The sequence below is a fragment of the Pseudomonas sp. ASL7 genome (assembly GCF_056680375.1).
On record NZ_CM155279.1, the window covers coordinates 895,653 to 919,092 of the forward strand.

Sequence of the window (23,440 nt, forward strand, 5' to 3'; positions counted from 1 at the left end):
ATGAACCCTTTAATGGAACAACTCTACAACGCCATCGGCGGATTTGCCGGGCCGGATGGTCTGAGCCGGTTGTTTTATATACTTTTTCCGTCGTTTATAATCTTTGAATTACCCATGCTGATCATCGTGATGCTGGGAGTGTTGCGCTGGTTTGCACGCCGTCGCACCGCGGTGCCAACGATTAGTCTCTATCGGCCCAGAGTCTCTTGCATCATCACCTGTTACAGCGAAGGGATGGATGTACAGACCACGCTGTTAAGCCTGTGCGAACAGACATACCCGGGGCACATCGAGATGATCCCGGTAGTGGACGGGGCCACGATAAACCAGCCGACGCTCAGCGCCGTTCGCAGTTTTAACGTGGATCCGCAGTTGTACCCCAGGCGTCATTTGCGCCCGATCGCCAAATGGCAGCGGGGCGGGCGGGTATCGTCGTTGAATGCCGGCCTGTCGCTTGCCACGGGTGAAATCGTGATGGCACTCGATGGTGATACCTCCTTCGACAACAATATGGTCAGCGCCATCGTGCGGAATTTCGAGGACCCCTCGGTGCCGGCGGTCGCCGGTAGCCTGCGGGTGCGCAATGTCTGGTCCTCCTGGGTGACCGCGATGCAGGCGCTGGAATACCTGTTGTCGATCCATATGTCGAAAATCGGGCTGGCCGAATGGAACCTGGTCAATAACGTCTCGGGGGCATTTGGGGCATTTCGCCGTAGTTTCCTGGTGAAAATCGGTGGCTGGAACACTCACACCGCGGAAGACCTGGACCTGACGTTACGCATCAAAAGTTACTTCAAACGCCACGACTTGAAGATTCCTTTCGAACCGGAAGCGATCGGGCATACCGATGCACCGTCGACGCTTAGTCAGTTTCTGATGCAACGCCTGCGGTGGGATGGCGATCTGTTTTTTCTGTACGTCAGAAAGCACAACCGCAACATCAACCCCGATTTACTGGGCTGGCCAACCTTTCTGATGATCCTGGTCACTGGCTTCTTTTTTCAGTTGGTACTGCCCTTCATCATCTTCAGTTACACCTTGCTGGCGCTGTTTATTCTGCCGGGCACCACGTTGCTGTTCCTGTTTGTCCTGATTTACATGCTGTACCTGATCATCACCATGGTGATGTTCGGCGCCATGTTGATGATGGTGTCAGACCGACCTCGGCAAGACATGATCCTGGGATTATTGGTGCCTTTCTTCCCGCTGTTCATGCTGGTGCTGCGGTGTTGGAGCGCAGTGGCCATGCTCAATGAAATATTTCGTCGGGGCCATGAAGAAAGCTCGATGGCGCCCTGGTGGGTGCTCAAACGCGCCACGAGGTTTTGATATGCGCTCGATACTGCTGGCCCTGTCGCTGGCGATACCCGCTGCAATGCTGATCGCGCAACCTTTGGCGGCGGCGCAATCGAGCAAATGGTCCCAGGCCAGTTATGTCTGGGATAGCGAAGCGTTGCTCGATCCCGGCCAGCGGGCCGGGGAACTTGAGGCGCTGCGTAAAGCCGGGATGGAAAAAATTTACCTTGGCCTCAAGGCCACCCAGTTAAGTGACCTGGTCACGACGCGTCAACAGCTTGGGCAATTGCTGCAGGAAGCGGCCGGTCAGGGACTGCAAGTGAGCCTGTTGCTCGGCGATTCGGCCTGGATCGAGCCGCAAGAACGCGATCAGCTCACCCATCTTTTGGCAAAGCTCAAAGGCCTTCCCTTCGTCAGCCTGCACCTGGACCTGGAGGTCGAGCAGTTGGGCGTACCCGTCCCGGATCAGAACTTGCAGAACTGGCTCGACACTTTGCGTATGGCCTCCCGGGAGAGCCCGTGGCCAGTAGAAATTTCCAGCCATCATCGCTGGTTCGCCGAGGCCAAACCCGGGCAAACCTGTGTGCCCTGTGCGCTTCCCGACGCGGGTGTGCGCCAGGTCAGTCTGATGATTTACACCCGCAACCCGAAAAACAGCGCACGAATGGCCGAGCAGATCGCCAAACGTTGGCCCGATCTGCAATTTCGCCTGGCGCAAAGCGCCGAGCCGCAATTGGATGCGACTGAATCCTGGGCCGGCGCGACGACTGAACAGTTGCAACGCCAGAACAGTGCCTGGCGTGAACAACTGCAACCACAAGGGATTGCCGGCATCGACTGGCAAGCCTGGCGGGACTTCCCAAAACGGTGAGCCGTGATGAAGATTCGTTTCGATAGTCGCAAAGAACTCAATCCGACTCAGGAGCAAGGTCTGAGTGTGCTCTACGCTCCGGGCAAGCGCATGGCGTTTCGCGTGCGTTGGTACTTGATCCTGCTGCTGGTCGCGAGCCCGTTGATATGGCTGGGTGGCAAGCTGGTTTACGGCATGTTGATGATCGACGCACCGGCGCAGCTGCGCTTGCCGATTCTTGAAGTGCGGGCGCGGGATGCCGGTCGGGTCGAGCAGCTTTTTGTCAAGGCCGGTGACCAGGTGCGGACCGATCAGCCGTTGGTCAATCTCGACAATCCGGAATGGCGTGCCCGGCTTGCGCAACTCGCAGTGCAGCCGGCGAGCAAGATGCCCACCACCAATGCCGTATTGAGTGGCAAGGAGCGTCAATTGCTCAAGACCCGGGTGGGCAGGGCGGGGGAGCGCGTGAGGACGCTTCAGGACCTGGTGTCACGAGGCGCCGTCTCTCCGGGTGAAGTGCTGGCAGCGGAATCCGAACGCGACGCCTTTCAAGCGGACTTGATGGCGTTCGAGCAACGCGAGCAACAGGCTCACCAGGCACCCTTGAGCGTTGAGCGAGATAATGTTCAACAGCACGCCGAGCAGCAGTGGTTGAAAACGCGCCTCGACGCGTTGTCGGTCAAGGCGGCGCAGAGCGGGCGGATTGCGGAGGTATTGGTGACGCCCGGCGAAAACGTCGGCGCCGGTACATTGTTGATGCGTCTCGAACGGGTGGAAGAGCCCCTGCTGTGGATTTATCTGGAACCACTGAACATCAGCTATGCCTCGGTTGGCCAACCGTTGCGCGTTCGCATGCCCAGTGGCGAGTGGCTGGCGGCGCATGTCGTTCAGGCAGTGGACAGCGCCGGTCGCACGCCGACGGTGTTGCGAGGGCCGTTCGCTGCCAGCGAGATGGGCCTGCAGGTCGCTGCCCAGTTTGACCAACCCCTGACGCAGCGCTGGAGAATCGATCAATTGCCATTGAGTGTTCGCTTTCCCACTGACTGGCAGCAAATGTTCAGTGACGGTCGTGAGCTCATTCAACAATTGGGCAACGTTATCGCAATGGATCGAAACACCGCCACCGCAGCGGAGAGTCGATAAATCATGAGGGCTTTTGAGTCAGTTTTTAAAAAGTCTTGATGAGATGGCGGACGAACGGCCGGTGCGCTGAGCCAGTTCGGTGTCCAGCAAATGCTCAGCCAGGACATCGTTCAAAAAGCGAAACTGATCATTGAGCCCGACAACTTCGTTGGTGAAATGATGGTCGGCTGCCGGTATCAGCATCGCTTCGAACTTTTTGTCGAACACCAGCGTCAACACTTTGCGAGACTCGAATTGTTGAGCGTAGTAATTGGTGCCGAATACCGCAAAGCTCACGGCCAGGCTGACAGTGTGGATCATGATGCGTGCTCCTGAGTCATGACGAACCCGGAAAACACACTCAACGTGACGGCCGTCAGAGCCAGGCAGGTCAGGAGATGGATCAGCATGATTCGTCCCTCCAATACGGGGTTTCGTGTCGGGTTGAGATCGATCCTACGCTTGCGGGTATTGAGCGAAAGGCATTCGCGGCGATGGTGAATATCGACGCCAGTGATGGTCGGTTTTTGGTGTGTTCTTTAGGGCCTCATCGTCGGAACGCCGCCCGGACCAAGCTCGCTCCCACAATGGTCCGTGTTTGAACGCTGATACCCTGTGGGAGCGAGCTTGCTCGCGATGCTCTTACGGTCCAGCACCTATACTCAAGCATGAAACCCTCGATCTGATTTCAACCATAGAGAACCGCGATCTTGAAGCTGCGTTCGCTGATCGTCGCCGTGTTGGTGGTGTTGGCGGGATGCGCCACGCCTGTGCGTGCCCCGGCGCCGCCGCCGCCGGTGATCGTCTCCCAGAGCACGTGGCAACAGGTGGATCGGGAGATTGTCGCCGCGTCGCAATCGGCCACCGAGCAGACAAAAATCTACACGCGCGGTGCCATGGATTACTGGCGAACGCGGGTCTATGAACGGACCGAAGAGAAGTTCATTCCATGGTTCAGCAGTTATTGGACCCAGGAGTGGCTGTCGATGAAGGTCAGCTGGTACACCATCAGCGCCAAGGGCGAGCAGGACGCCGCGGCCAGGCGCCTGGCAGCCTATCTGCTGGAACAATACCGCGAGCGTGTATTGGAGCCGGTCGCGCTGGAGATCGATCCCGACGCGATTCTCGGCATGGCGATGGCGTTCTACGTGGACATTCTTCAGGAAGAACTGGAGAAAATCTCCCAACGCCACGGTGTGCCGATGGATCAGATTAACGGGCGTATCCAGAAAATCCCCGCAATTGCGCTCGGGCCGCCCCCTGCTCGCGACGCGTCGTTGTATCAAGTCGTGCACACCACACCATTGAATACGTTGCCGGCCTATGCGGCGCTGATCGACAAGATCCACACGGCGGGTGGCGACAAAGGGGTCGCGTCGACCGACACCGCCATGGCGCCGGTGGCCACGCGTGCCAGCAAGCGGATGGAAGCCGAAATGGCCCCACGGGGTGCGGCCAGCGCCGTGGCTGCGGCGGCGGGCAAACTCGCCGGGGGATTGATCACCGTGGGTGTTGCAGGGGTTCGCGCCATCATTGAGGCCAATGACCGGCCTGACAGTGAGAAGCTGATTCGCAGCAGTCTGGGCAATACGTTCGACAAGGCCTGGCTGAAGATGGTGCAAAACCCGACGACCGGCGTAATGGCCGGCACGTTGTACATGGCGGCGCAGATCGAGGGCAATCTGGCGGGGAGCGTCGAACCGTCGGTCGGTGCGACCGCGGGAGCTGTCGATTTGAGCCCGACCGAATCGACTAACCAGCAGATTGACCCACTACCCCCAGCAGGAGAATGAACATGTCTTACGTTGATGGCTTTATCGCTGCCGTACCGACCGCCAACCGCGAACCCTTCAAGAAACACGCTGAAATCGCCGCTGCCATTTTCAAGGAGAACGGCGCCCTTAGCGTCACCGAGTGCTGGGGCGACGATGTGCCCGAGGGCAAAGTGACCTCGTTTCCCATGTCAGTGAAACGCAAGGAAGACGAAACGGTGGTGTTTGGCTGGATCATTTGGCCAGACAAGGCCACCCGCGAGGCAGGCATGCAGAAAATGATGGCCGATCCACGGATGCAACCGGGCGTCAATCCGATGCCGTTTGATGGCCAGCGTATGGTCTTCGGTGGTTTTAAAATGATCGTGCAAGCCTGAAACCAAACGTCAGGATCACTCCGGCGTCGGCGTGATCCTGCAACTCTTGCGATTGCGGATCTCATTGTCCGTCGGCCGTTCTTTGACGAACTCGAAGCGCGGTTCACCTTCGCTATAGTGAACCAGCCAGCCCCAGTCCAGTTCGGACTCATCCTGACCGGGTTTGGGCGGCACTGCCCACCACGGCTCTTTGCTGATGATCTCTCGCATGGCCCCGTCCCGTTTGTTCGGTTGGTTCAACTATAACGTGCCTATCAGGAGGTGCCAGGCATGAGCGACGAAACCCGTGAGCCGTGCAAACGACTGTTTTTTGCGTTGAACTGCCCGCTCAAGCAACGCAAGGCCATTGCCCAATGGCGCAGCGCCCTTCAGCTTCGGAGCGGGCGCACGGTGCCAGCGGAAAATTTCCACCTGACCCTGATGTTTCTGGGCTCGGTTGACGTGGCGCAGATCGCGGAAGTCTGCACGGCTGCCGCGAAGGTTCGAGTGCCGGGAGTGCCGTTGCAGGTGACGCTTGATCGACTGGATACCTGGCGCAGGGCCGGGGTGTTGGTGCTTGCCTCGGAGCAGGCGCCAGCGGCGTTGCTGCGGCTGGTGTATGCGCTGGAGCAGGCGATGTTGCCGTTTGGGTTCGAGGAGTCATCCAAAGAGTTTCGGCCGCACCTGACGTTGATGCGCGACTACCGGGTACCGGTCCCGGAATCCGCCGCGCCCCCCGAGTTTGTCCTGCGCGCCGATCACTTCACTTTGTTCGAATCCCATAAGGGCCATTATCGGGCGCTGGCCGAGTGGCCACTGGTTCCATCATAAAAAAAGCGCCCGAGGAGGGCGCCCAAATTCACCTTGACCGAGGTAGCCAGGTGAGGCCGTTCTTGAGAGAGGTGCAGCGGTGGTAAGGCGCTGCGGGAACGGAAAACAGTTGAATTTTGTGTCGCTGATGGCCTCATCGCGAGCAAGCTCGCTCCCACAGGGATTTGTGTCGGACACAAGATTTGTGATCACAACAAATTAAAGGTGGGAGCGAGCTTGCTCGCGATGGCAGCTTCGAGTGAATTACTTCCCGAGCTTCACCCGGGTCCAGCTGCGCGTCATCACTCGCTGAACACCAATCGGCATATCAGGAATGGCATACAACGTCGCCATCACTTCCTGCGAAGGATACGACCCCGGATCATCCCGGATCGACTCATCCACCAACGGCGTCGCCGCTGCGTTGGCATTGCTGTAGCCGATGTTGTTGGTGATCTCGGCAATGATGTCCGGGCGCATCAGGAAGTTCATGAACAGGTAAGCGTTTTCGACGTTCGCCGCGTCCCGAGGGATCGCGACCATGTCATAAAAACTGCCCGCGCCTTCCTTTGGAATGCTGTAGTCGATCTTTACGGTGTCGCCGGCTTCTTTGGCGCGAGCCTTGGCCTGCAGCACGTCGCCGGAATAACCGACCGCCACGCAGATGTTGCCGTTGGCCAGGTCAGAGATGTACTTCGACGAGTGGAAGTACGCCACCGACGGCCGAATCTTCATGAACAGCGCTTCAGCTTCGGCGATTTGATCCTTGTCCTGGGAGTTCACCGGGTAGCCCAGATAGTGCAGGGCGGCCGGGAGCATTTCGGTCGGGGAATCAAGGAAACTGATGCCACACGCTTTGAGTTTTTCAGCGTTTTCCGGTTTGAACAGCAGGTCCCAGGAATGGGTCGGTGCATTGCTGCCGAGCACTGCCTTGACCTTGTCCGGGTTGAAACCAATGCCAATCGAGCCCCACATGTACGGGAAGGCGTGACCGTTACCCGGGTCGCTGGCGGCAGCGTTTTTCAGCAGGACCGGATTGAGGTTCTTCCAGTTGGGCAGCTTCGACTTGTCCAGTTCCTGATAGACGCCAGCCTTGATTTGCTTGGCCAGAAAGCTGTTGGACGGCACGACAATGTCGTAACCGGATTTGCCCGCGAGCAATCGTGCCTCAAGGGTTTCGTTGCTGTCGAACACATCGTAGGTCACGTGGATGCCGGTCTCGTCCTCGAACTTCTTGACGGTGTCCGGGGCGATGTAATCCGACCAGTTGTAGACGCGCAGTACCTTGTCATTGGCCTGGGCGCCGGTAGCCATGGCGCCCAATAAGGACAGTGTCAGCAGAGTCCTGCCAAACATTTTCATCGGTACAACTCCATTTCTCTTTTATTCAAAATCACACCGCAACCATGCAGTGAATACAAAACCTGTGGAGAGGAGGGCAAGCCCCCTCGCCACAGGGTACTCGGCACGAGGGCACTAGGCCGTCGCTTCTACCATTTGCTTTTTCGGTTGTTGCCAGGATTCGCTGGCGGTCTGGTCCATCGCTTCCTGGATCGCACGTTTGCGGGTGGCCTCGGCGCGGCGGCTGAAGAACCAGACCATGAAGGTCACAATCGATACGGCCAACAGAATCAGGCTGGCCACGGCGTTGATTTCCGGTTTCACGCCCAGACGCACCGCCGAGAACACTTCCATCGGCAAGGTCGTCGAACCCGGGCCGGAGACGAAGCTCGCCAACACCAGGTCATCCAGCGACAGGGCAAACGACATCATTCCGCCAGCCGCCAGTGACGGCGCGATCATCGGGATGGTGATCAGGAAAAACACCTTGAGCGGCTTCGCCCCGAGGTCCATGGCCGCTTCTTCGATGGACAGGTCCAGCTCGCGAAGGCGAGCGGAGACCACCACCGCGACATAGGCGGCACAGAACGTGGTGTGGGCGATCCAGATGGTGACGATGCCCCGCTCCTGTGGCCAACCGATCAACTGCGCCATCGCCACGAACAGCAGCAACAGCGACAGACCGGTAATCACTTCCGGCATGACCAGCGGCGCGGTCACCAGGCCACCGAACAACGTGCGGCCCTTGAAACGCGTCACGCGGGTCAGCACAAACGCCGCCAACGTCCCCAACGCTACAGCCGCCACCGCGGTGTAGCAGGCGATTTCCAGCGAACGCACCACCGAGCCCATCAGTTGGGTGTTGTCGAGCAAGCCGACGTACCACTTCACCGACCAGCCGCCCCACACCGTCACCAGCTTGGAGGCGTTGAACGAGTAGATCACCAGAATCAGCATCGGCATGTAGATAAACGACAGGCCGAGCACCAGCATCAACTTTGAAAAACCGAAACGTTTCATCCCCGTGCCTCCATCTCTTTGGCCTGGCTGCGGTTGAACAGCAGAATCGGCACAATCAGGATCAACAGCATCACCACCGCCAGGGCAGACGCCACCGGCCAGTCGCGGTTGTTGAAGAACTCTTGCCACAGCACACGACCGATCATCAGGGTTTCCGGGCCGCCCAACAGTTCCGGAATCACGAACTCACCGACCACTGGAATGAACACCAGCATGCAGCCTGCGATGATCCCGTTCTTGGCCAGCGGCACGGTGATTTTCCAGAAGTTGTTGAAGTTGCTCGAGCCCAGGTCAGACGCGGCTTCCAGCAGGCTGCCGTCGTGCTTGACCAGGTTGGCGTACAGCGGCAACACCATGAACGGCAAGTAGGCGTAAACCACGCCGATGTACACGGCGGTGTTGGTGTTGAGGATCTCGATCGGATGGTCGGTCAGCCCGGTCCACATCAAAAACGCATTGAGCAAACCGTTGTTGCTCAGGATGCCCATCCACGCGTAAACGCGGATCAGGATGGCGGTCCAGGTCGGCATCATGATCAGCAGCATCAGGACGTTTTGCGTTTCTTTGTTGGCCTTGGTAATGGCGTAGGCCATCGGGAAGCCAATCACCAGGCACATCAGCGTGCTGAACAGCGCAACCTTCAGCGAACCGAGGTAGGCCGAGATGTACAGCTCATCGTCGGTCAGCAGCAGGTAGTTGCCGACGTTCAGAAACAGCTGAAACTTTTGCTCGGCGTAGGTGTAAATCTCTGAGTAGGGAGGAATGGCCAGCGCGGCTTCCGAGAAGCTGATCTTCATCACCAGGAAGAACGGCAACAGGAAAAACAGGCACAGCCACAGGAAAGGAATCCCGATGACGAGCTTTCGACCACTCGGCATCAGCCGCATAAACTGCTGATTGAGTGTTTTCATGAGCGCAGTACCACGCCGCTGTCGTCTTCCCACCATACGTAGACTTTGTCGTCCCAGGTCGGGCGCGCGCCACGGCGTTCGGCGTTGGCCATGAACGACTGGACGATTTTGCCGCCAGGCAATTCCACGTAGAACACCGAGTGACCGCCAAGGTAGGCGATGTCATGCACTTTGCCTTGGGACCAGTTGTAGCGAGTGTCCGGTTTGGTGGTGCTGACCAGCATTTTTTCCGGGCGGATCGCGTAGGTGATCGACTTGTCCTGCACCGAGGTGCTGACACCGTGACCGACGTAAATCTTCTGTTCCAGGTCCGGGCTGTGAATGATCGCGTGACCTTCAAGGTCTTCCACAACCGTGCCGTCGAAGGAGTTCACGTTGCCGATGAATTCGCACACCATGCGGCTGACCGGTGCTTCATAAATGTCGACCGGGCTGCCGATCTGGGCGATCCAGCCCAGGTGCATGATCGCGATGCGCTCGGCCATGGTCATGGCTTCTTCCTGATCGTGGGTCACCATCACGCACGTCACGCCGACGCGCTCAATGATCTGCACCAGCTCCAGTTGCATCTGCGAACGCAGTTTTTTATCCAGGGCACCCATCGGTTCGTCGAGCAGCAGCAGCTTTGGACGTTTGGCCAGGGAGCGAGCCAGTGCCACACGCTGACGCTGGCCACCGGACAACTGATGCGGTTTGCGCTTGGCGTACTGGGTCATGTGCACCAGGCGCAGCATTTCTTCAACGCGGGCGTCGATTTCACTGTTGGACAAACGATCCTGCTTCAGGCCGAAGGCGATGTTCTGTGCCACGGTCATGTGCGGGAACAAGGCGTACGACTGGAACATCATGTTGATTGGCCGCTCGTAGGGCGGCATGTCGGTGATGTCCACGCCGTCGAGCAGAATCCGGCCTTCGGTTGGGCGTTCGAAGCCTGCGAGCATGCGCAGCAGGGTCGATTTACCGGAGCCGGAACCGCCGAGCAAGGCGAAGATTTCGCCCTGATGGATTTCAAGCGAGACATCATCCACAGCGGTGGTTTCGTCGAATTTCTTGGTGACACGGTCGACTTTCACCAACACCTTTTTCGATGTCTGGTGACCTTCTAAAGCCTTCCTGTAAATGCTGGAGGCGTTTGCCATGTGAAACTCCCAACAGGTTTCAGTCGTCGGGCCAACGCGGCCTGACTTAATAGTTGATTGCAAGCCCGGGGCGGGTAATGCCAGTCAATTCAAACGCATCCCCCTGTAGGAGCGTGCGTGCTCGCGATGGTGTGTCAGTCGACACCAATGTTGCTGAGACACCATCGCGAGCAAGCTCGCTCCTACAAGGGTATTGCGCCTGTGCTGCCGGCATGACTCACCCATCGGGCTTATTCGGCGCCGCCATCCTGGCTGCCTGGGTGGTACTTGTTGTTATCGCGGTGTGTCGTTGTCGTGAGGGATGGGCGCGCAAGGGCACGCCCGTCTGGCTCACGGGGGCAGTAAATTGATTGTCAGTGTTTTACGTCAGCGCGTTTTGCGCAGCGCGGCCCGTCGCCGGCATGCATCACCGAACGCCTGGAAAATACTCAAATAAGGAGGATTCGAAAGCACCTGCCATTCCGGGTGCCATTGCACGCCGACGGCGAACGTCGGGCTGTGGTCGACCGAAATCGCCTCGATCAAACCGTCCGGCGCAACCGCTTCGGCACGCAGGCCCGGCGCGAGGCGGTCGATTCCCTGGCTGTGAATCGAATTGACCATGAACTCGGCAGGCAACTCCAGCGCTTGGAACACGCCGCCCGGCTGCACCTTCACCGCATGCGCCGGTGCGTATTGCACCGCCAGCTCCGGGCTGTCCGCTTCGCGGTGATCCAGCATGCCCGGCAGTTCATGCACCTTCTGATGCAAGCTGCCACCGAACGCCACGTTCATTTCCTGAAAGCCGCGGCAGACGCCGAGCACCGGAACGCCCGCCGCAATGGCTGCACGCAATAAAGGAAGGGTCGTGGCGTCCCGCGCCGGATCGTGATCCGTACCGGGAGCGCTGGCCGGGCCTTGATAGTGGAAAGGTTCCACATTCGACGGCGAGCCGGTCAGCAACAGACCGTCGAGCTGCGCGAGCAGATCATCGATTTCGGTCAGATCACCTAAGGAAGGAATGATGACGGGCAGCCCCAAAGCCGCGACGCTGACAGCACGCAAGTACTTGTCGCCGCTGATGTGGTAGGGGTGCAGGCCAATCTGTTTGACGCACGCTGTAACGCCGATCAATGGCTTGAGTGCCATTTTTATCACCTCGAAGTTTCACACTTGAACGAGCTTTTCCGGAGCTTAGCCTTGTTGATTTTAATTAACAACTCTCATGTAAAAAATTCTAAACGCCATACGTCCGAACCTCAGCATTTACGCGGTTCGCAAGACTGATCTGGCACGCTCGTGCCCAAAAGAGGCCCGAAAATAAAGGTTAAAAGGTCAGGTGTTCGCTATTGACTTCACTTTGCCTTTCGGATTGACTGAGCTCGTGAAAGGGTAGTGAACATAATAATTAACAGCTAATAGGTGCATCATGTCGGTCCCTCTGCGTGCCGTTCAACTCAACGAAGCAAACGCATTCCTTAAGAAATATCCTGAGGTTTTGTACGTCGACCTTCTGATTGCGGATATGAACGGTGTGGTGCGCGGCAAGCGCATCGAGCGCACCAGTCTTCATAAGGTTTACGAATCAGGCATTAACCTCCCGGCGTCACTGTTTGCTCTGGACATCAACGGCTCTACGGTGGAAAGCACCGGCCTGGGTCTGGACATCGGCGACTCGGATCGAATCTGCTTCCCCATCCCTAATACCCTCAGCATCGAGCCTTGGCAGAAGCGCCCAACCGCGCAACTGTTAATGACCATGCACGAACTCGAAGGCCAGCCGTTCTTCGCCGACCCTCGCGAAGTGCTGGCCAATGTGGTGCGCAAGTTCGACGAACTTGGCCTGACCATCTGTGCGGCGTTCGAACTGGAGTTCTACCTGATCGACCAGGACAACGTGAACGGTCGTCCGCAGTCGCCACGTTCGCCGGTATCGGGCAAGCGTCCGGTGTCGACCCAGGTCTACCTGATCGACGACCTCGACGAATACGTCGATTGCCTGCAAGACATCCTCGAAGGCGCGAAAGAGCAGGGCATTCCTGCGGACGCCATCGTCAAGGAAAGCGCCCCGGCGCAGTTCGAAGTGAACCTGCACCACGTGGCCGACCCGATCAAGGCCTGCGACTACGCGGTGTTGCTCAAGCGTCTGGTGAAGAACATCGCCTACGACCACGAGATGGACACCACCTTCATGGCCAAGCCGTATCCGGGCCAGGCGGGCAACGGTTTGCACGTGCACATTTCGATTCTTGATAAAGAAGGCAAAAACATTTTTGCCAGCGAGGATCCCGAGCAGAACGCCGCGCTGCGACACGCGATCGGCGGTGTGCTCGAGACCCTGCCGGCGCAGATGGCTTTCCTGTGCCCGAACGTCAACTCGTACCGTCGTTTCGGCGCACAGTTCTACGTGCCGAACTCGCCGAGCTGGGGCATCGACAACCGTACCGTTGCAGTGCGAGTGCCGACCGGTTCTGCCGACTCGGTGCGCATCGAGCACCGCGTTGCCGGCGCCGACGCTAACCCTTACTTGCTGATGGCGTCGGTCCTGGCCGGTATTCACCACGGCCTGACCAACGAAATCGAGCCGGGCGCACCGGTTGAAGGCAACAGCTACGAGCAGAACGAGCAGAGCCTGCCGAACAACCTGCGCGATGCACTGCGCGAGCTGGACGACAGCGAAGTCATGGCCCGTTACATCGACCCGCTGTACATCGACGTGTTCGTGGCGTGCAAGGAAAGCGAGCTGGCCGAGTTCGAGAACTCCATCTCGGACCTTGAGTACAACTGGTACTTGCACACGGTTTGATAGGAAGTCTTGTGGGGTTGGTGGGTGTACACAGAGCATGTGTCGACCACCATCCCTGTGGGAGCGAGCTTGCTCGCGATAGCGGTGGATCAGTCAGCATCGATGTCGTCTGACGTACCGCCATCGCGAGCAAGCTCGCTCCCACAGGGAACTGTATTTCAGGTTTCTAATTAACGGGCATTCGGTCCGACTGATCACTAATTCTCTGCGTCGAGTCACAACAATGACAAACACTCGCAGCGACTGGGAACAACGCTTCCAGTCCCTAACACTTGAAGGCCGCGCATTCATCGACGGCCAATACTGTTGCGCACTCAGTGGCGACACTTTTGAGTGCATCAGCCCGGTCGACGGTCGCTTCCTGGCCAACGTCGCCAGCACCGACGAAGCCGACGCCAATGCCGCGGTCGCCGTCGCGCGTCGCACCTTCGACTCCGGCATCTGGGCCAATTTGGCCCCGGCCGAGCGCAAGCGCATCCTGATTCGTTTTGCCGACCTGATCCTGGCCAACCAGGAAGAACTCGCCCTGCTCGAAACCCTCGACATGGGCAAGCCAATCAACGACTCGATGAACATCGACATCCCGGCGACCGCCAACGCGATCCGCTGGAGCGCCGAAGCCATCGACAAGATCTACGACGAAGTCGCTGCCACGCCACACGACCAGCTCGGCCTCATCACCCGCGAACCGGCGGGCGTCGTTGCCGCCATCGTGCCGTGGAACTTCCCGCTGATCATGGCCAGCTGGAAATTCGCCCCGGCCCTGGCCGCCGGCAACTCGTTCATCCTCAAGCCTTCGGAAAAGTCGCCACTGACCGCAATCCGCATCGCGCAACTGGCGCTGGATGCGGGCATCCCGAAAGGCGTGTTCAACGTGCTGCCGGGCTTTGGCCACACCGTCGGCAAGGCGCTGGCGTTGCACATGGACGTCGACGTGCTGGCCTTCACCGGCTCGACCGCGATTGCCAAGCAACTGCTGATCTACGCCGGGCAAAGCAACATGAAACGCGTCTGGCTCGAAGCCGGTGGCAAGAGCCCGAACGTGGTGTTCGCCGACGCGCCGGATTTGCGCGCGGCAGCCCAAGCGGCGGCCGGTGCGATCGCCTTCAACCAGGGCGAAGTCTGCACCGCGGGTTCGCGCTTGCTGGTGGAGCGTTCGATTCGCGAGCAGTTCATTCCGCTGCTGGTGGAAGCGTTGCAAGCCTGGAAGCCGGGGCATGCCCTCGATCCGGCCACCACCGTGGGCGCTGTCGTCGATCAGCGTCAACTGGACAACGTGCTGCGCTACATCCAGGTCGGTAAAGACCAGGGCGCGCAACTGATCGCGGGCGGCAGTCGCACCCTCGAAGACACGGGTGGCCTGTACGTGGAGCCGGCGATATTCGACGGCGTGACCAACGCCATGACTATCGCCCGTGAAGAAATCTTCGGTCCGGTGCTGTCGCTGATCACCTTCGACACCGCTGAAGAAGCGCTGGCCATCGCCAATGACAGCATCTTCGGCCTGGCCGCCGGCGTCTGGACCAGCAACCTGAGCAAGGCCCATACCTTCGCTCGCGGCTTGCGTGCCGGCAGCGTCTGGGTCAACCAGTACGACGGCGGCGACATGACCGCGCCGTTCGGCGGGTACAAGCAGTCGGGTAACGGTCGGGACAAATCGCTGCACGCGTTCGACAAATACACCGAACTCAAAGCGACCTGGATCAAGCTCTAATACTTCTACAACGGCGGTCGCCGAATCGTATCGGCGGCCATCGGAGAAACCTATGAAACAAACGCATGTAAACAGCTACTACGCCGCCACCCGTCACTTCACCGGCGACTTTCCGGTGCTTGAAGAACTGGTGGAATGCGACGTCTGTGTGATCGGCGCCGGTTACACCGGTTTGTCCTCGGCCCTGTTCCTCGCTGAAGCGGGCTACAGCGTGACCGTGCTTGAAGCCGCCAAAGTCGGCTTCGGCGCCAGCGGTCGCAACGGCGGCCAACTGGTCAACTCCTACAGCCGCGACGTCGATGTCATTGAAGAGCGCTATGGCGACAAGACCGCCGAAGTTCTCGGCAGCATGATCTTTGAAGGCGCCGACATCATTCGTCAGCGCATACAACACTACGACATCCAGTGCGATTACCGCCCGGGTGGCATCTTCGCCGCGCTGAACAAAAAGCAGCTCAAAGGTCTGGCCGAACAGAAAAGCAGCTGGGAGCGTTACGGCAACAAGAACCTGAAAATGCTCGACGCGGCTGACATCAAGCGCGAAGTCGGTTGCGACAACTACGTTGGCGGCCTGCTCGACATGCAGGGCGGCCACATCCACCCGCTGAACCTGGCCCTGGGTGAAGCCTCGGCCATCATCGGCCTGGGCGGCAAAATCTACGAGCAATCGGCCGCGGTGGAAATCACCTACGGCGAACCGATCACCGTGCGCACCGCCAAAGGTGTGGTCCGCGCCAAGTATCTGTTGATCGCCGGCAACGCCTACCTGCCGCAAGACCTCGACAACCGCGTCACACGCAAAAGCATGCCGTGCGGCTCGCAAATCGTCGTCACCGAGCCGTTGTCTGAAAAGGTTGCGCGCAGCCTGATCAAAAACAACTACTGCGTCGAAGACTGCAACTACCTGCTCGACTACTACCGCCTCACCGCCGACAACCGCCTGCTATACGGCGGCGGCGTGGTCTACGGTGCGCGCGAGCCGGACGACATCGAACAACTGATCAAGCCGAAAATCCTCAAGACCTTCCCGCAACTGAAGGACGTGAAGATCGACTACCGCTGGACCGGCAACTTCCTGCTGACCATGTCCCGCATGCCACAATTCGGCCGTATCGAGAAAAACGCCTACTACATGCAAGGCTACAGTGGCCACGGCGTCACCTGCTCGCACCTGGCCGGCAAACTGATCTCGGAAATGATCCGCGGCGACGCCGAACGCTTCGACGCCTTCGCCTCGCTACCGCACATGCCAATGATCGGCGGCCGCACCTTCCAGGCCCCGCTCACCGCCATGGGCGCCGCGTACTACGCGCTGCGCGATCGTTTCGGGATCTAAGCGCCACTGGCGGCATTCAGCAGGTTGCTACCTGCCAATGCCCGCCGGTTCAACGCAATCCCTGTGGGAGCGGGCTTGCCCGCGATGAGGCCAGCCCATTCGACATCAACGTTGAATGACACACCGCTATCGCGAGCAAGCTCGCTCCCACAGGATATCTATGACGAGCACAAAATTTGTATACAACCGGGACCAACCTGTGGGAACCAGCCACCATCAATCCCGACCGAACCCACTGATTTCAGGCCAAAACAACCTTTTTACCCAACCATTTATCGAACCTGCTGAGCAACACGACCAAACGTGATTTAATACCCGCCTTTCAAATTTCCGGGACAGGGAAGCGGTGTTTTCGCGGCCAAAAGTCGCCCGCCATCCACCCCCATAACCCTTAAGTTTTTCTCGCATAAGGCTGTCATGGACACGGGCTCACGACTCAAATTAGTACGCGAAAGCTACAAACTCTCCCAGCGCGAGCTGGCCCGGCGTAGCGGCGTCACCAATGCCACCATCTCCCTGATCGAACAGAATCGCGTCAGTCCTTCCGTCAGTTCCCTGAAAAAACTGCTCGAAAGCATCCCCATGTCCTTGGCGGACTTCTTCACCTTCGACCAGCCGCCACGCGAGCATCAATACGTGTTCCGCGCCAACGAACAGCCGGATCTCGGGCGTCATGGGCTGCGTCTGCTGCTGATTGGCGCTTCGGTGCCGAGTCGGCAGATGCGGCTTCTGCGCGAGCAGTACGCGCCTGGGGCGAGCTCGGGGGAAGAGCCGATTGTGCACTCGGAGGGGGAGGAGTGTGGGCTGGTCACTCGTGGCACAGTTGAATTGACTGTGGATGGGCAGATCAGTGTGTTGAATGCCGGGGATGGGTATTACTTTCCAACGACGTTGCCGCATCGGTTTCGCAATATTGGCCAGGATGAAGCGGAAATCATCAGCGCCAACACCCCGGCCAACTTCTAATGTAAGCGGCCTCGATGGCTAATGCCTACTGTAGGAGCGAGCTTGCTCGCGATGGTCGTTAACGATAACGCATGTTTACTGGCTAAACGCGACGCTCTTTCGCTCCTACAGTCCTTAACGGAACGGCATTAACCTCGTGGATGTTTTCGCCTTCCGGAAAACCCGGTAAAAAAGTGACAGATTTATTTTAATAAATACATCGGTCGCTTTTTTCTTAAAATTCCTACGCTGTAGCAACGCTTTCCTTGCTCGAGACTTTGCCCTTTTTTGTCTCATCGGAAGCGGAACGAGCGGTTGATTTTGCTATGAGAGATTCAGCTAAAGGATGTTTGGCCGCTGGTTTTGTTAGAGGAAGCTTGGCCACAGCTTTTCGTGCAGCGGGATTCGCAGCGATTTTGGGTACCGCAGCTTTGGGGGCCGGTTTGGCTGCGGCGGGCTTCGCAGCAACTTTGGTTACAGCAGGTTTACGCTTACTTGCAGAGATGGTTTGCGTCTCAATCGGGCGTACGGTGAGTTCTAGACCTATCGCAGTCATCAGTTTCCTGATTGTCTCAAAGCGCGTTTTCGCTCCACCTTTAAGCACTTTATAAAGGCTTTCGCGGTTGAGCCCGGCTTCCAGGGCGACTTTGTTCACGCCTTTAGCTTTTGCAACTTCACTCAACGCATGAACCAGTGCCGTGTCACCAGCCTTCATACTTTCAGCAATGTAAGCAGCCATAATCTCTGGGCTGTCGAGAAAGCGGGAAGCTTCGTGACGACTTGTGCCTGAAGTGTCGAGGTCAAGGATAGGCATATCCTCGGGATTGAATGTCGTTTCTCTCATGTCATTTACCTTTCAGGGTATCGAGGATCTTTTTAGCTCGTTTGATGCCTCGCGCTTGGTCCGTTTTATCGCTTCCAGTGAGCATTGTGTAGTCGATCGTCCCGGTGCGTACAAAGTAGACTCTGTAGCCTGGGCCAACAAAAACACGCATTTCACTCATACCGTAGCCCACGCTTTCGCAATCTCCGAAATGGCCATCTTTAGCACGGTCCAAGCGATTCAAGACAGCCGCTTTTCCTTGAACGTCCACCAGATCGCCCAGCCATTTCTCAAACTCGGGCGTGTTGTGAATGTTGTTTTCGTTCCTTTCGATCATAGTCCCGTTTGTAGCCTACTGGCTACTCCTTGTCGATGCTAATTGGGTCGAGGTGAGTTCCTCCATAACACTCGGCCCCAGTTGGGGAGCTGTGAGGTCACAAAAACCCACATCACGCGGGTTTTTTGCGTGAAGTACGGTCAATGACCTTTGGAGGTATCAAACCCACGTTGTTCAATCACTCGAAACACATCGCTCACATCCTGAAGCAAGATCCGGGAGATGTTGGTGACGGTGTTGATGTCGTTTTCGGCGTAGTCGGGGAGGCTGGTGCAGGCCATGAGGTGCAGGCCATGAGGTGCAGGTATTTGAGGACGGCGTTGAGGCGTTCGCTGAGGCAGTTGTGGAGTTCGCGTAGCGGGGCGTCGCTGTCGATGAGGAGGACGGGGTAGTCGGTGGCGAATTGGGACATGGGGGTGAAGCGGCGTGGCGGGTTTTGGGTTGTCATGGTTTCTAGTCCTAAAAGATAAACAACAACGTCATTGAGCCGTTCAACAGACGAAAATTGCCTGTGTTGTGCCTGACGTTACTTAGTGGTTTTCTCTTTGGGCTGCGAATCCCTGCCACCGACACTGTCAGCGACGGAGGAACTATAAGCGGCGATTTTGGTGTCCGCAAATGAGGGTGTAGGACGACAGCACGGTTTTTGTAGCAGCTGGCGAAGCCTGCGTTCGGCTGCGTAGTAGTCGCAGTTTTGGAAGCTGAGGTGTGTCAGTTGAACGCTATACGCTGGATTTACGGCTGCTACGCAGCCGAACGCAGGCTTCGCCAGCTGCTACAGGGTTTGGGTGTTGTTTAAAGGTTCGGCAGGAATTTGGGCCGCTTCGCAGCCGGCGGTAGCAAGCTCCTTCGCCACACTGGGAAATGTCCTACAGCTTTTACAGATCAAAAATCTAACGTTCGTCGGATGTCAGGTTGCTACCACCGCATTTGCCTGCCCATTCCATCACGGCTGCTAAGCTTCGTCGTTGCAGCGGCCGAGCGTTTTTTGGCTCGCGTTGCGAGCGTTAGCACGGAGTACAACTTCTATTCCTGTCGTTTACCTGCACGGAGGCAGGCGATGGAGATCAAGCGCATGGTCGAATCGAGTGCGGACGAGGTTCCAGACCCACTCGATCGTGAGGAGATAGAGCGGGTGCTGGCGTCGTTGCTAGCCAGTCCCTTGTTTGCCAAGTCCAGGCGGATGGGCAGTTTGTTGCGTTTTCTGGTCGAGCACGACCTGCAATTTTCCAATACATCGCTAACCGAGCACGCCATAGGCATCGCCGTGTTTCGTCGTGATCCTGCGGTGTATTGCACGGGTGATGACCCGGTAGTGCGGGTGCAGGTGGGGCGATTGCGTCGTAAGCTTGCGACACATTACGCCACCAACGGTCAGCAGGACCCGGTGCGACTGAGCATTCCGGCCGGTTGTTATCGCCTGGCGTATCAGCGGCTGCGGCTCAAGGGGGCTGGCACGCATCATCCGGTTTTGCAGGTCCAGCCGTTTACCTGCATCACCCGTGATGGCGAGGACTTTGCCCGGGGCTTGTGCGAGGAGTTGAGTTGTCGGTTGTTCGAGTCGTTCGAGCAAACGCAGACCGGCGCCAATCATGTGTTGATGAAGGTGTCGCGCAGCAGTGTAAAAACAGCAGAGATCGGACGCGGCGGGCGTTACAGCTATTGCCTGGAAGGCAGCGTGCGGGTCGAGCCAGCACGGGTGAGGGCGTCGTTACGACTGGTGGATGTGGCGCAGGGGCGGATTCGCTGGTCGGCGCAGTTTGATCGAAATCAGCCTTATGGCATCGCTACCCAAGAGGATTTGGCGGCGTCCATCTGTCTGTCGCTGACGGGGTATTTTGCCAAGGACGCAATCAACGAATAAGAGGGGCAACCGCGAGGTTGCCCCAATGTACCCGTTACACGGTTTTCCACTGACCGCCTTCGTAAAGGCGACCTGCGGTGTTATCGAAGGTCAGGTCGATTTCGATCGCCTTGGAGCGTGAGGTACTGAACATGGTGCTGGTCTGTACGTTCTGTTCGAACCACACAAGGATGGTTTCGACGGGGGTCAGCACGGTTTTACCGGTGACCACCTGGTTCACCGCAACGTAAATGGGGGTGCTGACCTGATTGCCATCGATGCCGGTGGATAGCTGGTTGATCCCCGGATGGATGGGCGCGTAGTCGTTCACAAAAGTCATGGAAACGTCTGGGCCGCCCGTTACCGCCGAGCTCAACAGGCCGTGCTCATCGAGTGTCGAGGTTTGCCCAAGACCGATATTGACGATGTTGGTCGAGACTTTGACTTGTACGTTTTCCTTGAATACGTTGGAGGCGAACAGCTGATATTGCGGCGTCCAGCTGAATTCGTTATTGCTCAGGTACGCGTCATAGGACTGCCACACCACGTTGTAGTCTTCGGTGCCGACTTTCTTGGCAAAGCACAGCTTGTAGCCAGACTTCTTGAGCAGGGTCAGGTCGCCGGCGGCGATTTCGATCGTGACTATTTTTTGCGAAGCCGCCAGGGCGGACCTCAGTACTTTGCTGTAGTCGGATGTTTTCAGCGCCTTTGGGGCACTCAGGATCGACTTGACCGCTTCTTGCACGTCATTGTGAAGCTGCTGGCTATTTTGGCTGACAGCGATTGATTTGCTCATGGTTTCCCTCTTCCTTGTTGGTGTGTTTGGCAATCAATGGGCGGCGGGCAGTCAACCCGGTCAGTCCATTGAGGGCTTCACTCTAGGTTCATGGAGCAGGGTGGCTAAGTGTCTTGGCGTTACAGGCCCGTAACCGGTTGTATCAAACAGATGAAACAGCGGGGCGCCCCAAGGGTCGCCCCGCCATGGCCTCAGGCTGCCTTCGCGTCGGCCCAGACGAAGTTCCAGCTGGTTCGCTTGCCTTTGGCAATCTCGATCAGCTTGTTCTCATACACTGTGTGATTGACTTGGCCGGTGTAGGTCAGGGTTCGGGCGGCGTTGGTCCCGGTGCACTCGCCCGGTTCACCGCCGGATTCGATCATCGCCTTTTTCATCTCGACTTCCGACGGGGCGCTGCTCTGATTTTTTTCCACTTTAACGAAACTCATGGTTCACCTCTTCCGTGATGGGGGGATCGGTGCAGGGCAGGGCCGACAGCGTTCACGTCCCTGCAACACACCGAAGGCCCTACTCTATTGGCCTGGCGTTCGGTGCAGAAGTGACAACTGGGGCGGTGAGGTAACACGCGGGAAACAGCACAATCGGGGGGAAGTATCAGGGACGTATCAAGCGCAAACGCCAAGAGGTGTGCGGTTCAATTCGGTTTAGGCCGGATTTGCTCGCGATGGTGGTCTGTCAGGCAAAGCGATATTGACTGTCAGGGCCTCATCGCGAGCAAGCTCGCTCCCACAGGGGATTGGGGGTTTAGTCAGATTGAGTTGGCCAGTTTGCCGGTTGAGAGGCGGCGTTTGTAGGCGGTGTCGCGGTTGGCTAGCCAGTAGTAGAGCGGTGAGGTGATCAGCAGGCCGACCAGCCAGGACAGGTCAGCGCCGTTGATGTGCTCGGAGATCGGCCCGACGTACAGCGGTGTGTTCATGAAAGGGATCTGCACCACGATGCCGATTGCGTACGCCAACAGTGCCTGCGGGTTGTACCGGCCATAGATCCCGCCATCGACCTTGAAGATCGAGCCGATGTCGTACTTGCCTTTGTGAATGGCATAGAAGTCGATCAGGTTGATCGCGGTCCACGGCACCAGCACCACGAGCAGCACCAGGACCATGTCGACGAAGTGGCCGATGAAGTTGGCCGAGGCGCCGACGGCGGCGAAGCAGCAGCCGCCGAGGACGACGATGGACAGGACGGCGCGGCTTTTGGCGGTCGGGATCCAGCGGTAGGCGAAGGTTTGGATCAGGGTGATCAGCGACAGCACGGCGCCGTAGAGGTTGAGGGCGTTGTGGCTGATGACGCTGAGCAGGAACAGCACGAGCATCAGTGGGCCGATGGAGCCGGTGGCGAGTTTGACGGCGTCCATGGTGTCCATGCCCACGGGCGTGGCGAGGACGGCGACGGCGCCGAAGATGAACGAGAGGCTGGAGCCGAGCACGGTGCCCAGATACGTGGTCCAGAACGTTGCGGCCACGGGCACGTTGGCGGGCAGGTAGCGCGAGTAGTCGGAGACGTAGGGCGCGAAGGCGATTTGCCAGAGTGCAGCCAGCGAAACGGTGGCGAGCCAACCGGAAATGTTGAAACTGCCGCGGGTGAGGAAGTCGGCGGTCTGCACGTGGGTGAAGATGTAGCCGAAGCCGAGCACGATGCCGGCGCCGAGCACCCAGGTGCCGATGCGGTTGAGCACGTGGATGAAGCGGTAGCCGATGATGCCGATAATGCCCGAGCCGAGGGCGCCGATGACGATGCCCACCGGTACCGGGACGCTGTCGACCACGCCGTGCAGCGACTTGCCGGCGAGGACGATGTTGGAGGCGAAAAAGCCGATGTACATGACGCCGGCGATCAGCACCACCAGCAATGCGCCGAGGGAGCCGAACTGGGCGCGGCTCTGGATCATTTGTGGAATGCCCATCTGCGGGCCTTGCGCCGAGTGCAGTGCCATCAGCACGCCGCCGACCAGGTGGCCGACGAGGATGGCGACGATGCCCCACACCAGGTTCAGGTGAAACAGTTGCACGCCGAGGGCGCCGGTGACAATGGGCAACGGCGCGATGTTGCCGCCGAACCAGAGGGTGAACAAGTCACGAGTTTTGCCGTGTCGATCTTCGGGCGGCACATAGCCGATCGTGTGTTTTTCGATGAGCGGGGCGGTGCTTGTTGCTGCGGTAACCATGACGGACTCCAAGGCAATTTGAGTACGTGGACGTACTTCGGTGAGCGCCGCAGCGGGGGCGACGCTTTTCTTGTTGGAGT

The 23,440-nt window shown here is 58.2% G+C and carries 23 protein-coding genes and 1 pseudogene; 11 read left to right on the forward strand and 13 right to left on the reverse strand.

Features of this window, described 5'->3' with window-relative positions; translation table 11 throughout:
* From AC1MDT_RS04110 to AC1MDT_RS04120, 3 genes are read left to right on the forward strand one after another with little or no spacing between them, the layout of a single operon-like run.
* The gene (locus AC1MDT_RS04110) at positions 1–1,329 is read left to right on the forward strand and encodes a glycosyltransferase family 2 protein (RefSeq protein WP_480420817.1); all 1,329 of its coding nucleotides are present in this window, start codon (positions 1–3) and stop codon (positions 1,327–1,329) included.
* Between the two features lies 1 nt (position 1,330).
* Positions 1,331–2,167, forward strand: coding sequence for a hypothetical protein (locus tag AC1MDT_RS04115; protein ID WP_480420818.1), 837 nt, complete (start codon positions 1,331–1,333; stop codon positions 2,165–2,167).
* Positions 2,168–2,173: 6 nt separating this feature from the next.
* Positions 2,174–3,289, forward strand: a complete 1,116-nt coding sequence (locus AC1MDT_RS04120) for an HlyD family secretion protein (protein WP_480420819.1) — start codon at positions 2,174–2,176, stop codon at positions 3,287–3,289.
* Between the two features lie 18 nt (positions 3,290–3,307).
* On the opposite strand, the gene AC1MDT_RS04125 is transcribed toward AC1MDT_RS04120, so the two are convergent.
* Entirely contained in the window at positions 3,308–3,589 is a 282-nt protein-coding gene (locus AC1MDT_RS04125) for a hypothetical protein (RefSeq protein WP_480420820.1), read from the reverse strand.
* A 389-nt stretch (positions 3,590–3,978) separates the two neighbouring features.
* On the opposite strand from AC1MDT_RS04125, the gene AC1MDT_RS04130 reads away from it, so the two are divergent.
* Complete coding sequence (locus AC1MDT_RS04130) at positions 3,979–5,061, forward strand: hypothetical protein (protein WP_480420821.1); 1,083 nt, start codon at positions 3,979–3,981, stop codon at positions 5,059–5,061.
* Between the two features lie 2 nt (positions 5,062–5,063).
* Positions 5,064–5,417: a DUF1428 domain-containing protein gene (locus AC1MDT_RS04135; protein ID WP_480420822.1), complete on the forward strand. Its 354-nt coding sequence runs from the start codon at positions 5,064–5,066 to the stop codon at positions 5,415–5,417.
* Between the two features lie 15 nt (positions 5,418–5,432).
* Here AC1MDT_RS04135 and AC1MDT_RS04140 read toward each other — a convergent pair whose 3' ends face one another.
* Entirely contained in the window at positions 5,433–5,627 is a 195-nt protein-coding gene (locus AC1MDT_RS04140) for a hypothetical protein (protein WP_414906696.1), read from the reverse strand.
* 60 nt (positions 5,628–5,687) lie between these two features.
* On the opposite strand from AC1MDT_RS04140, the gene thpR reads away from it, so the two are divergent.
* Complete coding sequence (thpR, locus tag AC1MDT_RS04145) at positions 5,688–6,227, forward strand: RNA 2',3'-cyclic phosphodiesterase (protein ID WP_480420823.1); 540 nt, start codon at positions 5,688–5,690, stop codon at positions 6,225–6,227.
* 243 nt (positions 6,228–6,470) lie between these two features.
* Here the strand turns inward: thpR and AC1MDT_RS04150 are convergent, their stop codons facing one another.
* The 5 genes from AC1MDT_RS04150 to AC1MDT_RS04170 form a co-directional block, all read right to left on the reverse strand.
* Entirely contained in the window at positions 6,471–7,568 is a 1,098-nt protein-coding gene (locus tag AC1MDT_RS04150) for a polyamine ABC transporter substrate-binding protein (RefSeq protein WP_480420824.1), read from the reverse strand.
* 114 nt (positions 7,569–7,682) lie between these two features.
* Positions 7,683–8,567 (reverse strand): ABC transporter permease subunit, encoded by an 885-nt coding sequence (locus tag AC1MDT_RS04155; RefSeq protein WP_414906699.1) that lies wholly within the window; start codon positions 8,565–8,567, stop codon positions 7,683–7,685.
* Entirely contained in the window at positions 8,564–9,445 is an 882-nt protein-coding gene (locus AC1MDT_RS04160) for an ABC transporter permease subunit (RefSeq protein WP_201112653.1), read from the reverse strand. The genes AC1MDT_RS04155 and AC1MDT_RS04160 overlap by 4 nt, the downstream gene beginning before the upstream one ends.
* Positions 9,446–9,474: 29 nt before the next feature.
* Entirely contained in the window at positions 9,475–10,617 is a 1,143-nt protein-coding gene (gene potA, locus AC1MDT_RS04165; RefSeq protein WP_414906700.1) for a polyamine ABC transporter ATP-binding protein, read from the reverse strand.
* A 366-nt stretch (positions 10,618–10,983) separates the two neighbouring features.
* Positions 10,984–11,745: a gamma-glutamyl-gamma-aminobutyrate hydrolase family protein gene (locus AC1MDT_RS04170; protein ID WP_480420825.1), complete on the reverse strand. Its 762-nt coding sequence runs from the start codon at positions 11,743–11,745 to the stop codon at positions 10,984–10,986.
* Between the two features lie 280 nt (positions 11,746–12,025).
* Here AC1MDT_RS04170 and AC1MDT_RS04175 point away from each other — a divergent pair, with 280 nt between their 5' ends.
* The 4 genes from AC1MDT_RS04175 (at position 12,026) to AC1MDT_RS04190 (ending at position 17,418) form a co-directional block, all read left to right on the forward strand.
* On the forward strand, positions 12,026–13,402 hold the full coding sequence (locus AC1MDT_RS04175) for a glutamine synthetase family protein (RefSeq protein ID WP_480420826.1): 1,377 nt from the start codon (positions 12,026–12,028) through the stop codon (positions 13,400–13,402).
* Positions 13,403–13,625: 223 nt separating this feature from the next.
* The gene (locus AC1MDT_RS04180; RefSeq protein ID WP_480420827.1) at positions 13,626–15,116 is read left to right on the forward strand and encodes an aldehyde dehydrogenase; all 1,491 of its coding nucleotides are present in this window, start codon (positions 13,626–13,628) and stop codon (positions 15,114–15,116) included.
* Positions 15,117–15,168: 52 nt separating this feature from the next.
* Positions 15,169–16,452, forward strand: a complete 1,284-nt coding sequence (locus tag AC1MDT_RS04185; protein WP_480420828.1) for an NAD(P)/FAD-dependent oxidoreductase — start codon at positions 15,169–15,171, stop codon at positions 16,450–16,452.
* Between the two features lie 417 nt (positions 16,453–16,869).
* Complete coding sequence (locus AC1MDT_RS04190) at positions 16,870–17,418, forward strand: cupin domain-containing protein (protein ID WP_480420829.1); 549 nt, start codon at positions 16,870–16,872, stop codon at positions 17,416–17,418.
* A 223-nt stretch (positions 17,419–17,641) separates the two neighbouring features.
* On the opposite strand, the gene AC1MDT_RS04195 is transcribed toward AC1MDT_RS04190, so the two are convergent.
* The 3 genes and pseudogenes from AC1MDT_RS04195 to AC1MDT_RS04205 all read right to left on the reverse strand — a co-directional run bounded on the left by AC1MDT_RS04195 (position 17,642) and on the right by AC1MDT_RS04205 (position 19,005).
* Positions 17,642–18,241 carry an addiction module antidote protein gene (locus AC1MDT_RS04195; RefSeq protein ID WP_480420830.1) on the reverse strand — a complete coding sequence of 200 codons (600 nt, stop codon included), beginning with the start codon at positions 18,239–18,241 and terminating at the stop codon, positions 17,642–17,644.
* 1 nt (position 18,242) lies between these two features.
* Positions 18,243–18,557 carry a type II toxin-antitoxin system RelE/ParE family toxin gene (locus tag AC1MDT_RS04200; protein WP_480420832.1) on the reverse strand — a complete coding sequence of 105 codons (315 nt, stop codon included), beginning with the start codon at positions 18,555–18,557 and terminating at the stop codon, positions 18,243–18,245.
* 140 nt (positions 18,558–18,697) lie between these two features.
* Positions 18,698–19,005 (reverse strand): annotated as a pseudogene (locus AC1MDT_RS04205) (fructose-bisphosphate aldolase).
* A 612-nt stretch (positions 19,006–19,617) separates the two neighbouring features.
* Between AC1MDT_RS04205 and AC1MDT_RS04210 the strand changes: the two are divergent.
* Complete coding sequence (locus tag AC1MDT_RS04210; protein ID WP_480420833.1) at positions 19,618–20,421, forward strand: hypothetical protein; 804 nt, start codon at positions 19,618–19,620, stop codon at positions 20,419–20,421.
* Positions 20,422–20,455: 34 nt separating this feature from the next.
* On the opposite strand, the gene AC1MDT_RS04215 is transcribed toward AC1MDT_RS04210, so the two are convergent.
* The 3 genes from AC1MDT_RS04215 to AC1MDT_RS04225 form a co-directional block, all read right to left on the reverse strand.
* Positions 20,456–21,196: a hypothetical protein gene (locus tag AC1MDT_RS04215; protein ID WP_480420834.1), complete on the reverse strand. Its 741-nt coding sequence runs from the start codon at positions 21,194–21,196 to the stop codon at positions 20,456–20,458.
* 191 nt (positions 21,197–21,387) lie between these two features.
* Positions 21,388–21,624, reverse strand: a complete 237-nt coding sequence (locus tag AC1MDT_RS04220; protein WP_201112466.1) for a hypothetical protein — start codon at positions 21,622–21,624, stop codon at positions 21,388–21,390.
* A 320-nt stretch (positions 21,625–21,944) separates the two neighbouring features.
* On the reverse strand, positions 21,945–23,360 hold the full coding sequence (locus tag AC1MDT_RS04225) for a purine-cytosine permease family protein (RefSeq protein WP_480420835.1): 1,416 nt from the start codon (positions 23,358–23,360) through the stop codon (positions 21,945–21,947).
* Positions 23,361–23,440 lie beyond the last annotated feature (80 nt).

Bases quoted from the DNA above. Each gene is read 5' to 3' on its own strand.
- AC1MDT_RS04170 (WP_480420825.1), bottom strand. From the start codon at position 11,745: ATGGCACTCAAGCCATTGATCGGCGTTACAGCGTGCGTCAAACAGATT.
- AC1MDT_RS04125 (WP_480420820.1), bottom strand. From the start codon at position 3,589: ATGATCCACACTGTCAGCCTGGCCGTGAGCTTTGCGGTATTCGGCACC.
- AC1MDT_RS04115 (WP_480420818.1), top strand. From the start codon at position 1,331: ATGCGCTCGATACTGCTGGCCCTGTCGCTGGCGATACCCGCTGCAATG.
- AC1MDT_RS04135 (WP_480420822.1), top strand. From the start codon at position 5,064: ATGTCTTACGTTGATGGCTTTATCGCTGCCGTACCGACCGCCAACCGC.
- AC1MDT_RS04120 (WP_480420819.1), top strand. From the start codon at position 2,174: ATGAAGATTCGTTTCGATAGTCGCAAAGAACTCAATCCGACTCAGGAG.
- AC1MDT_RS04220 (WP_201112466.1), bottom strand. From the start codon at position 21,624: ATGAGTTTCGTTAAAGTGGAAAAAAATCAGAGCAGCGCCCCGTCGGAA.
- AC1MDT_RS04195 (WP_480420830.1), bottom strand. From the start codon at position 18,241: ATGAGAGAAACGACATTCAATCCCGAGGATATGCCTATCCTTGACCTC.
- AC1MDT_RS04175 (WP_480420826.1), top strand. From the start codon at position 12,026: ATGTCGGTCCCTCTGCGTGCCGTTCAACTCAACGAAGCAAACGCATTC.
- AC1MDT_RS04190 (WP_480420829.1), top strand. From the start codon at position 16,870: ATGGACACGGGCTCACGACTCAAATTAGTACGCGAAAGCTACAAACTC.
- AC1MDT_RS04180 (WP_480420827.1), top strand. From the start codon at position 13,626: ATGACAAACACTCGCAGCGACTGGGAACAACGCTTCCAGTCCCTAACA.
- AC1MDT_RS04160 (WP_201112653.1), bottom strand. From the start codon at position 9,445: ATGCCGAGTGGTCGAAAGCTCGTCATCGGGATTCCTTTCCTGTGGCTG.
- AC1MDT_RS04225 (WP_480420835.1), bottom strand. From the start codon at position 23,360: ATGGTTACCGCAGCAACAAGCACCGCCCCGCTCATCGAAAAACACACG.
- AC1MDT_RS04150 (WP_480420824.1), bottom strand. From the start codon at position 7,568: ATGAAAATGTTTGGCAGGACTCTGCTGACACTGTCCTTATTGGGCGCC.
- AC1MDT_RS04215 (WP_480420834.1), bottom strand. From the start codon at position 21,196: ATGAGCAAATCAATCGCTGTCAGCCAAAATAGCCAGCAGCTTCACAAT.
- AC1MDT_RS04185 (WP_480420828.1), top strand. From the start codon at position 15,169: ATGAAACAAACGCATGTAAACAGCTACTACGCCGCCACCCGTCACTTC.
- thpR (WP_480420823.1), top strand. From the start codon at position 5,688: ATGAGCGACGAAACCCGTGAGCCGTGCAAACGACTGTTTTTTGCGTTG.
- AC1MDT_RS04110 (WP_480420817.1), top strand. From the start codon at position 1: ATGAACCCTTTAATGGAACAACTCTACAACGCCATCGGCGGATTTGCC.
- potA (WP_414906700.1), bottom strand. From the start codon at position 10,617: ATGGCAAACGCCTCCAGCATTTACAGGAAGGCTTTAGAAGGTCACCAG.
- AC1MDT_RS04155 (WP_414906699.1), bottom strand. From the start codon at position 8,567: ATGAAACGTTTCGGTTTTTCAAAGTTGATGCTGGTGCTCGGCCTGTCG.
- AC1MDT_RS04210 (WP_480420833.1), top strand. From the start codon at position 19,618: ATGGAGATCAAGCGCATGGTCGAATCGAGTGCGGACGAGGTTCCAGAC.
- AC1MDT_RS04140 (WP_414906696.1), bottom strand. From the start codon at position 5,627: ATGCGAGAGATCATCAGCAAAGAGCCGTGGTGGGCAGTGCCGCCCAAA.
- AC1MDT_RS04200 (WP_480420832.1), bottom strand. From the start codon at position 18,557: ATGATCGAAAGGAACGAAAACAACATTCACAACACGCCCGAGTTTGAG.